Source organism: Arthrobacter sp. YN (assembly GCF_002224285.1).
Lineage (GTDB): Bacteria > Actinomycetota > Actinomycetes > Actinomycetales > Micrococcaceae > Arthrobacter.
Map to the genome: position 1 here is coordinate 1,283,269 of NZ_CP022436.1, position 13,923 is coordinate 1,297,191.

Sequence of the window (13,923 nt, forward strand, 5' to 3'; positions counted from 1 at the left end):
AAAGTGGGTGGTGGCGGTACGGGCCAGCAGAAAGAGGCTGCCCCGTCAGGCCGAGTGCCGCACCTCCACCGGCGTCAGCATCTCCCGCTCGAACCCCACCACGCGGCGCGGCCCGTGCAGGATCACCTCATGCGTGTGGGAATCAGCAGTGCTGGACGTCGAGACGTGCAACTTCACCAGCCCTGGCGTCACCACGCGTTGAAGGTCCAACCCCGTGAAGGACGTGCGGTCCGCATGAACCACAAAATCCACGACGGCGGACGCGCCGGCTTCCAGCTCGACGCGCGCGTAGCCGATCAGCTCGCGGAGGGGACGGACCACTTCGCCCACCGGATCTTCCAGGTAAAGCTGGACAACCTCGGCGCCACTACGGGATCCAGTGTTCGTGACCGTACAGCTCACGGTGACCGAGTCCGACGTCGACATGGTGGGCGCGCTGCATTGGTGGTCCGACAACTCAAACGCCGTATAGGACAAGCCGTGTCCGAAACCGAACAGTGGCGAGGGGTCCAGCGCACTCACCCCGCTGGGCCCAGCGAGCTTCGAATGCAGGTACGTGCCGGGCTGGCCGCCGGGGGATCGCGGCACGGAGACGGGTAGTTTTCCGGACGGATTGACGACGCCGGTGAGGACGTCCCAGAGCGCTTCGCCGCCCTCTTCGCCGGGGAAGAATCCTTGGACGATCGCGTCGGCACGGTCCACGAAGTCACCCAGCGCGTAGGGTCGCCCGCTGAGGACCACCACTACGGCCAGTGTCCCGGAATCTGCGCACGCAGCGAGAATGCGGTCCAGCATTTGGTGCTGGTCGCCGGGAAGGCGGAGGTCGGCGGCGTCGTTTCCTTCGCCCGAAGTGCCCCGGCCGAACAGGCCTGCGTTGTCGCCCACCACCACCACGCACGTGTCCACGGAAGATGCCACCCGGCAGGCTTCGGCGATCTGCTCCTCGGTGGCCGCCTCGCAGTTTCCGGTGACCGACGTGGCCACTGAGTCGAACCGTCCAGAAGCAACGCCGGCCACGGAGGGAACCGAAATGCCCATCGGCACGTCCGGATGTGAGGCTCCAACATGCGCGTCAAAGGAATAACAGCCAAGCATCGCGAAGGGATCGTCGGCCAAGGGCCCCACAACACCCAGCGAACCCGTCGGACTGAGCGGCAGCGCCGGAGCGCCGTCGAACTCCCGGTTGCTCAGCAGCACCAGGGACTGAGCCGCCAATTGTCGCGCCAGCGAGCGGTTCGGAGCAGGATCCAGGTCAATCTGACCGGACGGAGCCTCGGAAAGCACGGCCGGGACAGCAGAAAAGTCCGGCGACAACAACCCAACCTCCGCCTTCTGCGTCAGGACCCGGCGCAGGGCATCGTCCACCACGGATTCGTCCAGCGCACCCTCGCGGATGCGACGCAGCAGTGGCTCGCCGAAGCAGTTCACGGTGGGCAGTTCAACGTCGACGCCGGCACTCAGGGCCAGCACTGCGGCGTCACCGGAATCTGCGGCCACGCCATGCGTGACGTCCAGGAACGCGACGCCGAAGTAGTCAGCCACCACGGTCCCGGTGAAACCCCACTCCTCACGAAGCAGCCCGGTCAACAGGGCGCGGTTCGCGGCGGCCGGTACGCCGTCGACGTCGGTATAAGCGTGCATCACCGAGCGGGGACCGCCGTGGCGGATTGCCATTTCAAACGGCGGCAGCATGACGTCGGCGAGTTCGCGGGGGCCCATGGACACGGGAGCGTGGTTACGGCCGGCCTGGGAAGCTGAGTAGCCCACGAAGTGTTTCAGGGTGGCGACGATGCCGGCCGATTCCAAGCCCTGCACGTACGCGGTGGCCACGGTTCCCACCAGATACGGGTCTTCGCCGATGGTCTCTTCCACACGCCCCCAGCGGAGATCGCGCACCACGTCCAGCACGGGGGCCAGGCCCTGATGGACGCCCAAGGACCGCATGCTCGCGCCGATCCGGGCCGCCATCTCCCGCACCAGGGGCGGGTTGAACGTGGCGCCCCAGGCGAGCGGAACGGGGAAGGCGGTGGCCTTCCACGCGGCCAGGCCGGCCAAGCACTCCTCGTGGACCTGCGCGGGGATGCCGAAGCGGGACGCGGCGATGATCTGCTCCTGCGCGGCCGCCAGTCGGCGCGCACCCTCGGCCGGTTCCACGGGAACGGTGCCGTACATGCGCGTGATCTGGCCGAGTCCGTCGGCGATGATGTCGTCCCAGGAGCGGGCGTCTCCCGCCATCTGGCTTTGCAGCGGAGCCACGGAATCACCGTCGGTGGAGGCATTGACCCACACGCCCACCAGCTGGGCGAGCTTCTCCTCCAGTGTCATTTCGCGGATGAGGTGCTCTACGACGTCCGACGCCGGAACGCGGGCTAGTGATTGCTGATCGGCGGCGCCGGTGCTCACAGGCTTCTCCTTGGATTCTGCAGATGATTTTTAGAAACTATCAGAAATATCCAATTACTTTCCATAGTCAAAAACCCTTGACTTCATCTGTGGGGTCTTCATAGCGTTGAGCACTGAAGCGGGAGTAGCGCGCCAGAAGACGACATCTACCCCGCAGGCAAATAAGAAACTTTCGGAAATGAATCCAAGCCAATCGGAGAACCATGCACAAGTACAGAGTGGCCATTGTTGGTACTGGCGGGATCGCGGCAGTCCACGCGTCCAACCTGGCCCGCACCGACAACCGGGCGGAGTTGGTGGCCGCGTGCGACGTGGATGAGGCCCGCCTGCATACCTTCGCTGATGACCATGGCATTGCCGGCCGCTACCAGAACCTCACCGAGCTCCTGGCGGAGTCGAAACCTGACATCGTGCACCTCTGCACGCCGCCCATGATGCACATCGACCAAGCCATCGAGTGCCTCGAAGCCGGCGTCCATGTCCTCTCCGAGAAGCCGCCGGCGCTCAGCCTGGCTGACTTCGATCGCCTCAATGACGCACAAGCCAAGGGCGGCGCCCAGTTCTCGTGCGTCTTCCAACACCGCTTCGGTGACGCTTCCGCCGCGGCCCGTGCCCTGATCGGCGGCAGCGATTTTGGCCGGCCGCTCGTAGCCCGCTGCGACACCCTCTGGTACCGGCCCGACGAGTACTTCGACCTCCCCTGGCGCGGCACCTGGAAGGCGGAGGGCGGCGGACCCACCATGGGCCACGGCATCCACCAGTTCGATCTTCTCCTCCACCTGCTCGGTCCGTGGGAAGAGGTCACCGCCATCGCATCACGGCAAGCCCGCGCCACGTCCACCGAAGACTTCTCCGCCGCCTTGGTCCGCTTCGAGAACGGCGCCGCCGCCACCGTCATCAACTCGCTGCTCTCGCCGCGCGAGACCTCGGACATCCGGGTCGACTGTGAATTCGCCACCATCGAACTCAGCCACCTCTACGGCTACGGCACCAAGGACTGGACCATCACCGCGGCACCCGGGCACGAAGACGCCGTATCTGCAGCATGGAGCGCTAATCCGTTGGAGCGGGGCAGCGGACATTCCGCCCAGTTCCTCGCGATGTATGAAGCGCTCGACGCCGGATTACCGCTCCCAGCCGACGCGGACTCTGCGCGGCAAACACTGGAGTTCGCTGCCGCGATTTACGCTTCGGCATTTACCGGCCAACCCGTGCGACGCGGGGACATCGTCCCCGGCCACGCTTTCTATGAGGGCATGGACGGTGAAGGCCGCGGAACCCGTGTCCTGACTGCCACAGCCCGCGCCTGATACCCACACCCGAACCGGAGATCCCACATGACCACCACAGCCCAGCCCAACACAGCCCTGACCAACACAGCCCTGACCGAAACCATCAGCTACACCGACGACGGCAGTTCCCTGACCTTCACCGTCGGGGCCCAGGACATCGCCACCTACACATACCGCCCCACGGACGACCAGTACGAAAGCCCCCGCCCCTTCTTCCACCCACTCACCACGTTGGAGGGTGACGAGGTCACCATTGCCAGACCATGGGATCACGTGTGGCACAAGGGTCTTTCCTGGGCGCTGCCGAACGTGGGCGAGCACAACTTCTGGGGCGGAGCCACCTACACCCGCGAGACCGGCTACTCGAACCTGGACAACAACGGGGCCATGAACCATGAGGCCTTCACCAGCATTGAAGATGCCGGCACCTCCATCACCGCAGCGGAGTCGCTGCTGTGGACTGCACAGCCTGCCAAATCCGAGCCAGCGCAGCCGTCCGCGTCCGGGCAGTCCGGCGCACCCCTCATCAGGGAACAACGCCGTTTCGCCATCCAATTGCTCCCCACCGGAAACGCCTGGGCCCTCCTCTTCGAAACCACTATGGAGAATGTCTCCGGTGCGGAGATCGGCATCGGCAGCCCCACCACCGAGGGCCGCGACAACGCAGGGTATGGCGGCCTGTTCTGGCGCGGACCCCGGTCCTTCACCGGCGGCGAGTTCCGCTCCGAAGCAGGAACCGGCGCCGACGAATTCATGGGCACCCGCTCACCGTGGATCGCCTTCACCGGCCAGCACGATGTCACCTGCCGGAAGTCCAGCATCCTGTTCGTCGAGGACCAGGCCAACCCGGGTGCGTCCAACCAGTGGTTCGCCCGTTCGTCCATGTTCGCCTGCCTCGGATCCGCACCGTTCTTCAGCGAAGTAGTCCCGCTTAAGGAGGGCCAGCCGCTGACGTACCGGTATGCCGTCGTGATTGCTGACGGGGCGCTGGAAGACCAAAAGGCCACAGCTCTGGCCGACGCTGCCAAAGCTGCGTTGGATGCCTGGGCCTGAGATGTGCACATCGTTCCCGGGCGCCACTGCAGTGTCCGAGGTCAGTATTTACGATTGGCCCGGACTGGATGGCGCGGCCGGCGGCTCCCCGCATCTGCATACTGCGTCCACGGAGGCGTACGTGGTGCAGCAGGGTCTCGGTCGGCTGGAGACGCTGGATTCCCGCGGGTTCACCTCCACACCGCTGGCGCCCGGGACGGTGGTCTGGTTTACGCCGGGTACGGTGCATCGCGCCATCAACGACTCCGGCGACCTCAAGGTGCTGGTGGTGATGCAGAACGCCGGGCTGCCCGAAAATGGCGACGCCGTCATGACCTTCCCGCCCAGGCACTTGGTGGATCACGACACTTACGCACGCTTTGCGTCACTGCCGTCCAAGAACGCCGACGGCGGTGACGCGGCTGCGGAGGCGGCCGCGCGCCGTCGTCGTGACCTGGCTTTGGAGGGTTATCTGGAGTTGAAAACGGCAGTCCAAAAATACGGGGCCGCTGCGCTCGCCGATTTTCACGCGGCCGCTGCCCGATTGGTGAACGGGAAAACCGGGACGTGGCGCGGGTACCTCGCCGACGGCGCGGAGCGCCAGGCCACCGTTACCGGTCAGCAGTTGCTGTCTCTTGAGTCCATGGAAAGTTTCTACATGCAGGACGCGAGGACTACGATGGGCGAACGGAAAACCCGCAGGATTTACGGCATGTGCGGCCGGATCCAAGCGTGGGAACTTTCCGAAACTGTCATCGCCGGGACGTGATTCCCGGCCGGAAGGTGGGGACCATGGTAACCAAGCAGGACTCGGGACGGGCGACGATCAGCGAGATCGCCCGGGAGGCCGGCGTTTCCGTGCCCACGGTTTCCAAGGTCCTCAACGGCCATGCCCATGTCGCGGCGGCCACCCGCGCACGGGTTGAAGAAATCATCGCCAAGCGCGACTACGCCCGACGCCCCGCCAAGCGCAGCAAGAAGGCCGGGCTCATTGACCTCGTGTTCCCGGGCATGGGCTCGGAATGGGCGTGCGAGATCATCGAAGGTGTGGAGCGCGTGGCCCAGGAAGCCGGGTACGGGACCGTGGTCAGCAGCTTGTCGCTGGATGGGTCCAGGATCCGCCCGTGGCTGGCGAACCTTGCGGAGCGAAAGTCCGACGGCGTGCTGCTCGCCGTGTACGAACTGGACTCGAAGCAGATCCAGCGCATCAAGTCGCTCGGCATTCCGGTGATCCTGATCGACCCCGTGGGGCAACCGGGACCGGACCTCATGACTGTGGGTGCGGCCAACTGGGACGGTGCGTTCTCGGCTACCGAGCACCTGTTGAAGCTTGGCCACAAGCGGATCGGCATGATCGGCGGCCGTGAGGATCTGCAGTGCAGCAGTGCCCGCGAAGACGGGTACCTGGCGGCTCTGCGGCGAGGCGGAATCGAGTCCGATCCTGCGCTCATGGTGCCCGGCGACTTCTCCACTGAGTCCGGGGCGCGGGGGACCGAGGCTTTGCTTTCCCTGGCGGAGAAGCCCACCGCGATCTTCACCGGCAACGACGCCCAGGCCCTCGGCGCTTACCGTGCCGCGCGCTCTGCCGGACTGCGAATTCCCGAGGACCTCTCCATCATCGGCTTCGACGACATCCCTGCTGCGGAATGGATCGAACCCGGCCTCACCACCATCCGCCAGCCTGTGGTGCAGATGGCTGAAACCGCCATGCGCGCGCTCCTCCGCCACCTTGAGGGTGACGAGGAGCTGCCGCAGCGCATCGAGCTCGGCACGGAATTAGTGGTGAGGGGCTCGACGGCGGCGCCGGCTGCCTAGCTCCTGCCCATGCTCGTCGACGGATCCGCGCCGCCTTCGGAGGGGTCCGCGCGGAGGTCGTCGGGATCATTCTCTGGCAGTCCTGCCGGGCCGGAAACCACGCCTGAGGCGGCGGGGGTGTTTCCGTCCTCCTGCTGAGCCCCGGCGCCGTCCCGCTGGTCGCTGAAGTCCCGTCCGCCGTCGGGCGCGCCGTCCGCGCGATGGCGAGCCGCTCCGCCGTTGCCGCTTGGCACCTCCGAGTCCATGGCGTTGGATCCTTCGCTGATGGACGAGTGGACCTGGATGTCGTCGTCTTTGTCGCCGGGCTCGGGGACGCGGCCGTTGTCTACGGGATCGGACGTGCCGGCCAGATCTTCCATGGCGTTCTCGGCGGTCTTGCGGATGCTGTCTTCTACGCCCATCGTGTGACTCCTTTGCATGAAAGGCCTGGTTAGCCAGGCCGGCTTGCATAGTAAGCCTACTTACTTCTTTGGTGATGCGAAACCCTTGCCGGGGTTGACAAGATAGCTACTCGCGGGTTGCGTAACCGCAGGTCAAGACCTTTCGAGCTGCACTTTGTACCGTTGATCGTTGGACGATAAGGTATTGCCAGACCGTTTTGCAGAGGGCGGCCCTTTTCGCTCCTTTGCTGTCTGCTGGGGACGCATTTCAGTCAGTAGGAACGTGCATGGTCAACCCCCGCCCTGAGCAGGAAGCTCTCCAGAATGGATACTTTTTGGATCTAGTCCTGGGCAGCGAAGATGTCGAAGCTTTTCTCGCCGATCTGGCGGCTTTCTCGGCCCAGAGTCTCTCGCATCCTGACTCCACCGTCTTCTGCGGGATCACCGTTTTGCGCCGTAAGAAGTCGGCCACCGCGGCCAGCAGTGACGACCGCGCCCGCGTGATGGACCAACTTCAAAACGACTTTGAAGGTCCCTGTCTCACGGCCATGGATAAGCTGACCGCTGTCCTGGTGCCGGACCTGCTGCGTGAACACCGCTGGCCGGAATATGTCGAAGCTGCCTCACACCAAGGCTTGCGCTCCATCCTCAGCGTTCCACTCTTAGTGGAGGGCGACACTAGGGCGGCCCTGAACCTCTATTCGGAGCGAAGCAACGCGTTCAGCGAGTCCGACTTGGAACGAGCCGAGGTCTTTGCTTCCCATGCCTCCAAATCGCTGCGTCTCGCGTTGAAGATCGCGCAACTCAGCGACGCCCGGAACGACCTCGCAGCCGCCATGGAGTCCCGCACCGTGATCGACCTCGCCGTCGGAGCGATCATGGCGCAGAACAAGTGCAGCCAGGAAGAAGCCTTCACCATCCTTCGCACCGCCTCCAGCAACCGCAACATCAAGCTGCGGCACCTGGCGAAGTCGATCATCGCGGCCGTCTCGTCCGGGAAGATCACCACGCACTTCGAGGAGTAGGCCTCTACCTCCGCAACGCCCCGTCCCACACCAGCTTCACGGCGTTGCGCACACGCTCCCGGGTTTCGGCGATGGAAGCGGCGTCGGAACCTGCGGGCCGCACCACGAACTGGTAGTAGTACAGCCCGTTGATGAGGTCGATCATCGCCTCCACATCCACGTCCGGCGAGAGCTCGCCGGACGTGATGCCGTGGCGGATCTCCGCAGCAATAGGTTCACGTCGCCTGGACACGTGCCGGTTCCAGGACAGTGCCCTGAGTTCGTCGTTCTCCAAGCCCATGGCCACGCGCTTCTTCACCAGCGCGCCCACGCGGCCGTCGACGTCGATCGCTGCTTCTTCATACGAGGCGAGGATCGTCTCCAGCGTGGAGTCCTTGCGCCGGAAGCCGATGCTGGACCGGACGCTGTCCAAGGCCGCAGCGATCAGTTCTTCGCGGCTGCTCCACCGCCGGTACAGTGCGGCCCGGCTCACGCCTGAACGCTCCGTGATGGCCGAGATGGTCACTTCCCGCGTGTCCCGTTCCAGCAAGAGTTCCACTGTGGAGGACAGGACGGTGGACTCCAGTGCGGTGTCGCGCGGCCTGCCCGGCCGGCGATCCGCAACGGCAACGGTGTCAGGCATCGGCAATCACCAAGCGCTCACGCAGCTGCGCGATGGTCGCGTCCGACAACCCGGCACGCCGCACAGGCTCCAGCACACTCCCGTGCCGCTCGATCAGCACCTTCTGCATCGCCTCCATGGATTCCACATGGGCGCCCATCATGGCGCCCATGCCCTTGATGGCTTCCTCGTCAAGAACCCGGTCCGGCATGAGACCACCCATGATCGCCCGGAGCCGGGGGAACAGCTGCGGCAGGCGGGTGGCCGTCACGGCGTAGTCGGCGGAGATGGTTTCCGGCGTAGCGCCCAAGGCTGACAGCACGACGGCGGCGAACACTCCCGTACGATCCTTGCCGGCCGCGCAATGGAAGACGGTGGCGCCGTCGGCCATGGCTACCAGCGTCACGCCGAGGGCGAGCTGCCGGGCCTGGGTCTCGAGCAGGTTGGCGTACCAGGCGCCCACATGTGCAGGAGTAGTGGCAGCGGTCATCATCTCGTTGCTGATGTCCTCCGGCGATGAAACCGACGCCGTCAACGCAAGGTGGTGGTAGCTTACGCCCGGTACAGTCAACGGGCCCCGCCCGGTGAAGAGTGCTTCTTCCGGTGAGCGGAGATCGATCACCGAGGTGACGCCGTCGTCGATCATTTGCTGGGCGAAAGCCGCCGGCATCACCGAGACATCATCACTGCGGAGCAGTACGCCGGGACGGGTGGTACCGCCGGAAACGGGCAGGCCGCCAAGGTCGCGCAGGTTGACGGGAGAGAGATCCAAAGTTTCCACAAGAGAGTCCTAGCTGAGCTTGGCGCGGATGAAGGCGCTGACCCGGTCGATGATGGTGACCAGCACGACGATGCTGATGATGATGGCGCAGAGGTGTCCGTAATCGTACATGCGCATTGCGGTAGTAAGCTCCAAGCCGATGCCGCCGGCACCCACCAAACCGAGGATCGTGGCACCGCGGACGTTGCCTTCGAAGAGGAGCAACGTATAGCTGACCAGCAGCGGCGCAGCCTGGGGGAGGACGGCATAGCTGATGATCTGGCGTTTGTTGGCGCCCACGGCGGTCAGTGCTTCCACCGGCCCGGGTTGCACGGATTCCATGGCTTCGGCGTACACCTTGCCGATGGATCCTACTGAGCCAAGCACGATTGCGAGGATGCCGGCGAACGGACCCAACCCAACAGCCGATACGAACATCAGCGCGAAGATGAGCTCCGGGACGGATCGCAACACGTTCAGCACCGCCCGACAGGAGGTGTAAACCCAGCGCGGGGCGATGTTGCTGGCCGCGCCGAAGCTCAGAAGCAGCGATGCGAGGGCGCCGAGGACTGTGCCCACCAAAGCCATCTGCAGGGTTTCGACAAGCAGCTTGATGATGATGCCGAACTTGTCGAACGTCGGCGGGAAAAGGCGGCCCAGAAAGTTGCCCATGTTGGGGATACCGCTGAGCAGTTTGTCGGGATTGAACCCGGCGCCCATACCGGCCCAGACCAGCACGACGGCGACGATCACCCAGAGCGCGGCGCCGCGTGGCGTGGGGAGGCCGAAGGGGCGGGAAAGCCGGAGACGGTCGGCTTCGGGGAGGCTGGTATTAATGGTCTTCTCTGCGGGGGCTTCAGTTTTCGAGGAGCTCAGTGTCTGTTCCATAAATCTGGTGCACCTCCTTTTCGGTGATGGTGGTGGCGGGGCCGGCGAAGACGAGTTCACCGGAGTGCAGCCCCAGGACGCGGTCGGCGTAGCGGCGGGCGAGACCCACGACGTGAAGGCTGACGATCACGGGGATCTGTTCCTCGCGGGCGATGTCGCGGAGCAGTCCAAGGATGGTGCCGGCGAGCCGCGGGTCCAGGGAAGCGACGGGTTCGTCGGCGAGGATCAGGCGCGGCTGCTGCATCAAGGCGCGGGCAATCGCGACGCGCTGCTGCTCACCGCCGCTCAGGCTCCGGCACGGCTGCTGGGCCTTGTGTGCCAGGCCCACGCGGTCCAGCAGTTCCAACGCCATGGTCCGCTGCGCCCTGCTGAACGTTCCCAGCATGTTCAAAGGCCCAGCCGAGTGGAGTCCGCCGGTCAGCACGTTGGTGAGGGCGGTCAGCCGCGGCACCAGATTGAAGTGCTGGAAGACATATCCGACGTCGGATCGCAGCTCTCGCAGGCCGGTCGGGTTCTGTTGGGCTACTGAACGGCCGGCGACTTCCAGCGCGTCAGCAGTGAAGGGAGCGATCCCGGTGAGGGTCTTCATGAGCGTGGACTTGCCCGAGCCGGAGTGGCCCAGCAGCGCCACGACTTCGCCCGGGTAGACGTCCAGGTCGATCCCGGCCAAGGCAACTTGCTCCCCGTACTGGACCCGCAAGCGACGAGCGCGGACGGTGGGCGTCCCGGCGGGGGTGAGTGCCGCCGTCGTGCTTTCCGTTGGTGACAAGAGGCTCATCGGAGGTCCTGGAGGTCCACGCCGATGGACTCGGCGACGTCCACCAGCGGTGCGTACGTGCTGAATTCCGGATCGGCCGTAGGTTCGCCGGTGATGCCGAAGGTCTTGGACACCTTCTCGTTGCCGGTCATCAGGGCAGGGAGCTTGGCCTTGAGGGCTTCGCGGGCTTCGTCGTCCAGGCCTTTGCGGACCACGATGGAGATGCCGACGGGAATGGGGTCCGACTTGGCGATGACTCCGATCTCGTCTTCCTTGATGACGCCCTTCTGCACGAACGTGGGGTACAGCTGGCGGGCGGTGCAGGCAACATCCACGTTGCCATTGGCGAGGGCCAGGACTGCGGAGTCGTGCGAACCGGCGAACGTGCTCTTGTAGTCGGTGCCGTCCGTGAGGCCCGCCTTGGCCAGCAGTGACTTGGGCATGAAGTAGCCGGTAGTGGAGCCGGGGTCGATGAAGGCAACCTGCTTGCCCTTCACATCGGCCGCGGTCTGGATGCCGCTGTCCTTCCTGGCCAGGCAGAAGCTGGCAGGCTCGGTGCTGGCAGGCCATACCAGGAGCGGGTCCACACTGTCGGTCTTGTAGGCGAGCGCTGCGGAGAACTGGCTGAGGACGGCAATGTCTACCGAGCCGTTGCGGACGGCTTCGACGACGCCGAGGTAGTCGGCCGGCTGAAGGTTGGTCACGGTGCGGCCCGATGCGTCGCCCACCATGGTGGCGAGGTCGGCCATGATGGCTTGCTCGTCGGGATCGTCGGTGCCTGGGGGAGTAGCGAAAACGAGCTCTGTTTTTGGGCTATTGGCGCCGGCCGCGTTGGCGTCGCCGGAGCAGCCAGCGAGGGCGCCGATGGCCAGGAGGCCGATGAACGAAGTTGCGATGATGCCTGCACGAGCGTGCATGGTGATGCCTTCCGTCATGTGTTGGGGGTGACGGGAATTACGAAACCAGCAGTATCTGAATCGGAATTACGAGACTGCCGTACTTCAAATGGCTGAGAGGTTAACTGTTTGCGCTCGCCTGGAAAGTCCGCCCTGTGGCCCCGTTTCGTGACCCGAGGCAACCATGGAGCAGACTTAGGCGGGTGACCGTCAACAAACCCCGCCCCGGCCTCGCGATCGCTGCGCTGAGTCTCGGGACGGCGCTGAATCCGCTGAACTCGTCCATGATCGCCGTCGCACTGGTGGTTTTGCGGGAGCATTTCGAGCTCGACGTCGCCACGGTCACCTGGGTGATCACCTCGTTCTACCTCGCGTCCGCCGCAGGTCAGCCGCTTATGGGCCGGCTCGCCGACCGCTTCGGTCCGCGACGTCTGTTCATGTTCGGCATGGCCCTGGTTGCGGTCACCTGCGCCATCGCACCGTTCCTGCCCAACTTCGCGCTGGTCTGCGTGGCCCGCGCGCTCATGGCTGTGGGGACCGCGACGGCGTACCCGTCCGCCGTCGTGATGGTCACCGAACTGAGCCGGCTGGCTAACCTGCCGTCCACGCGGCCTTTGGGCCGGATCCAGATGGCCAACACCTCGGCCGCTGCCGTCGGACCAGTAGTGGGCGGGCTGTTGGTGAGCCTTGTGGGATGGCAGGCGTTGTTCGCCATCAACGTGCCCATCGCGTTGCTGGCCATGATCGTGGTCTACAAAGTGGCGCCGGTCGATTCCGGCCGCGAGACCGGCAAGCTCGGCCAGTTGATCCGCGATTCCGATATCCCCGGCATCCTCGCCTTCGTCACCTCGCTGATGCTCGCCATGATGGCCCTGCTCAACGTCATGCCCGGCTACCGCTGGTACCTGCTGGGTGCCGCCACGGTGATCGGCGCACTCTTCGCCTGGCGTGAGCTGCACTTCCAGCCGCCGTTCCTGGACCTTCGCCTGCTGGGCCGGAACCGGCCACTGCTGTTGGTCTATCTGCTGTTCATCGTTTTCAGCGGCGTCTACTACTTTGCGTTCTTCGGCCTGCCGCAACTGCTCCAGGAAGCAGGACAGTACGACGCCGGTGTGGTCGGCCTGCTGATGCTGCCCCTTGCTGCGTTGTCGGTGGTGGTGACGCCGCTGACGGTGAGGTTCATTGAGCGGTTCGGCGTACGTTCCGTCCTGATCACCGGAGTCCTGATTCTGACGGTTGCTGCGGGAACGCTCGGCTTCCTGACCATGACGCTGTGGGCTCCGCTGGTGTTCCTGCTGACTGCGTTGATGGGCGTTCCCTATGGCGTGGTGAGCACTGCCTCCAACCAGGGTCTATACGTGTCCGCCCGTCCCGAGGAGAGGGGAGTGGCTGCCGGAATTTTCCAGACGTGCCGCTACCTCGGAGCCATCACGGCCACCGTATTGATCGGTGTCCTCTACGGTCCGGGCGTGAACCAGGCCAACTGGGGAATCATGGTCTTGGTAATGCTGGGACTCAGTGCAGTGGTGCTGGTGCTGGCTGTCATGTGGCGGAAGCCCACCGTTTAGGGATTCAGCGGGATCAGCAGTGCCGCCCCGCCTGCGATCGACAGGGCTGCGCGCAGGTGGTTGGCCGGAACCCAGCCCCTCAGGAACTGGTTCCAATCCTGGCTGGAGCCTTGGGCCAGGCGGTTGTTGAGCGGCACGTTGATCGCCATGGTGGAGAGGAATCCAGCCAGGCAGGCCGCGGCGCCTGCCACCCGGAGTGGCGGCTGGCTCCCGGGATCGACGACGGCGGCAATCACCACGCCAGCGGAGGCGGCGGCCGAGCCGAAGAACAGGATCATGAATGGCGGGGTTACGGCCTTCTGGTTGATGGAGTTCATGGTGTTGGCCGCTTCACTCGCGGGCCGGTGGCGAAGGGCGGGCATCACGAGTGCGGAGAAGGCGAAGTAGAAGCCGCCCACCAGGGCCGAACCCGTTCCGGCCGCTACTGGAAGCCAGGTGCTCAAAGTTGTCATGCCTCAAGAATGCCTTCACTGCCGTGGACGATGAATAGGCGGGGATCCACTTTT

The 13,923-nt window shown here is 64.9% G+C and carries 14 protein-coding genes; 6 read left to right on the top strand and 8 right to left on the bottom strand.

Annotation, left to right across the window (positions count from 1 at the left end; all coding sequences use genetic code 11):
• Nucleotides 1-45: 45 nt before the first annotated feature.
• Nucleotides 46-2,403, bottom strand: coding sequence for a glycoside hydrolase family 3 N-terminal domain-containing protein (locus CGK93_RS05925; RefSeq protein ID WP_089594024.1), 2,358 nt, complete (start codon nt 2,401-2,403; stop codon nt 46-48).
• Nucleotides 2,404-2,606: 203 nt separating this feature from the next.
• Between CGK93_RS05925 and CGK93_RS05930 the strand changes: the two genes are divergently transcribed.
• Genes CGK93_RS05930 through CGK93_RS05945 form a run of 4 tightly spaced genes read left to right on the top strand, consistent with a single transcriptional unit; the run spans nt 2,607 to nt 6,542 of the window.
• Complete coding sequence (locus CGK93_RS05930; protein ID WP_089594025.1) at nt 2,607-3,713, top strand: Gfo/Idh/MocA family protein; 1,107 nt, start codon at nt 2,607-2,609, stop codon at nt 3,711-3,713.
• Nucleotides 3,714-3,740: 27 nt separating this feature from the next.
• Nucleotides 3,741-4,748: a PmoA family protein gene (locus tag CGK93_RS05935; protein WP_089594026.1), complete on the top strand. Its 1,008-nt coding sequence runs from the start codon at nt 3,741-3,743 to the stop codon at nt 4,746-4,748.
• Between the two features lies 1 nt (nt 4,749).
• Nucleotides 4,750-5,496: a cupin domain-containing protein gene (locus tag CGK93_RS05940; protein WP_089594027.1), complete on the top strand. Its 747-nt coding sequence runs from the start codon at nt 4,750-4,752 to the stop codon at nt 5,494-5,496.
• A 23-nt stretch (nt 5,497-5,519) separates the two neighbouring features.
• A complete protein-coding gene (locus CGK93_RS05945) occupies nt 5,520-6,542 on the top strand; it encodes a LacI family DNA-binding transcriptional regulator (protein WP_089597232.1) in 1,023 nt (340 codons plus the stop codon).
• Here CGK93_RS05945 and CGK93_RS24010 read toward each other — a convergent pair.
• Nucleotides 6,539-6,943 carry a hypothetical protein gene (locus tag CGK93_RS24010; protein WP_232481556.1) on the bottom strand — a complete coding sequence of 135 codons (405 nt, stop codon included), beginning with the start codon at nt 6,941-6,943 and terminating at the stop codon, nt 6,539-6,541. The genes CGK93_RS05945 and CGK93_RS24010 overlap by 4 nt on opposite strands.
• A 266-nt stretch (nt 6,944-7,209) precedes the next feature.
• Here CGK93_RS24010 and CGK93_RS05955 point away from each other — a divergent pair, with 266 nt between their 5' ends.
• Complete coding sequence (locus CGK93_RS05955) at nt 7,210-7,947, top strand: ANTAR domain-containing response regulator (protein ID WP_089594028.1); 738 nt, start codon at nt 7,210-7,212, stop codon at nt 7,945-7,947.
• A 4-nt stretch (nt 7,948-7,951) separates the two neighbouring features.
• On the opposite strand, the gene CGK93_RS05960 is transcribed toward CGK93_RS05955, so the two are convergent.
• Genes CGK93_RS05960 through phnD form a run of 5 tightly spaced genes read right to left on the bottom strand, consistent with a single transcriptional unit; the run spans nt 7,952 to nt 11,870 of the window.
• Complete coding sequence (locus CGK93_RS05960) at nt 7,952-8,569, bottom strand: TetR/AcrR family transcriptional regulator (protein WP_089594029.1); 618 nt, start codon at nt 8,567-8,569, stop codon at nt 7,952-7,954.
• Nucleotides 8,562-9,329 carry a tyrosine-protein phosphatase gene (locus tag CGK93_RS05965; RefSeq protein ID WP_089594030.1) on the bottom strand — a complete coding sequence of 256 codons (768 nt, stop codon included), beginning with the start codon at nt 9,327-9,329 and terminating at the stop codon, nt 8,562-8,564. Before CGK93_RS05965 ends, CGK93_RS05960 begins: the two co-directional genes overlap by 8 nt.
• 9 nt (nt 9,330-9,338) lie before the next feature.
• Nucleotides 9,339-10,196 carry a phosphonate ABC transporter, permease protein PhnE gene (gene phnE / locus CGK93_RS05970; RefSeq protein ID WP_089594031.1) on the bottom strand — a complete coding sequence of 286 codons (858 nt, stop codon included), beginning with the start codon at nt 10,194-10,196 and terminating at the stop codon, nt 9,339-9,341.
• Nucleotides 10,165-10,974 (bottom strand): phosphonate ABC transporter ATP-binding protein, encoded by an 810-nt coding sequence (gene phnC, locus CGK93_RS05975; protein ID WP_089594032.1) that lies wholly within the window; start codon nt 10,972-10,974, stop codon nt 10,165-10,167. The genes phnE and phnC overlap by 32 nt, the downstream gene beginning before the upstream one ends.
• On the bottom strand, nt 10,971-11,870 hold the full coding sequence (gene phnD, locus CGK93_RS05980) for a phosphate/phosphite/phosphonate ABC transporter substrate-binding protein (RefSeq protein WP_157731623.1): 900 nt from the start codon (nt 11,868-11,870) through the stop codon (nt 10,971-10,973). The genes phnC and phnD overlap by 4 nt, the downstream gene beginning before the upstream one ends.
• Before the next feature lie 182 nt (nt 11,871-12,052).
• Between phnD and CGK93_RS05985 the strand changes: the two genes are divergently transcribed.
• A complete protein-coding gene (locus CGK93_RS05985) occupies nt 12,053-13,417 on the top strand; it encodes an MFS transporter (RefSeq protein WP_089594034.1) in 1,365 nt (454 codons plus the stop codon).
• Here CGK93_RS05985 and CGK93_RS05990 read toward each other — a convergent pair.
• Nucleotides 13,414-13,869, bottom strand: a complete 456-nt coding sequence (locus CGK93_RS05990) for an anthrone oxygenase family protein (protein ID WP_089594035.1) — start codon at nt 13,867-13,869, stop codon at nt 13,414-13,416. The genes CGK93_RS05985 and CGK93_RS05990 overlap by 4 nt on opposite strands.
• Nucleotides 13,870-13,923: the final 54 nt, after the last annotated feature.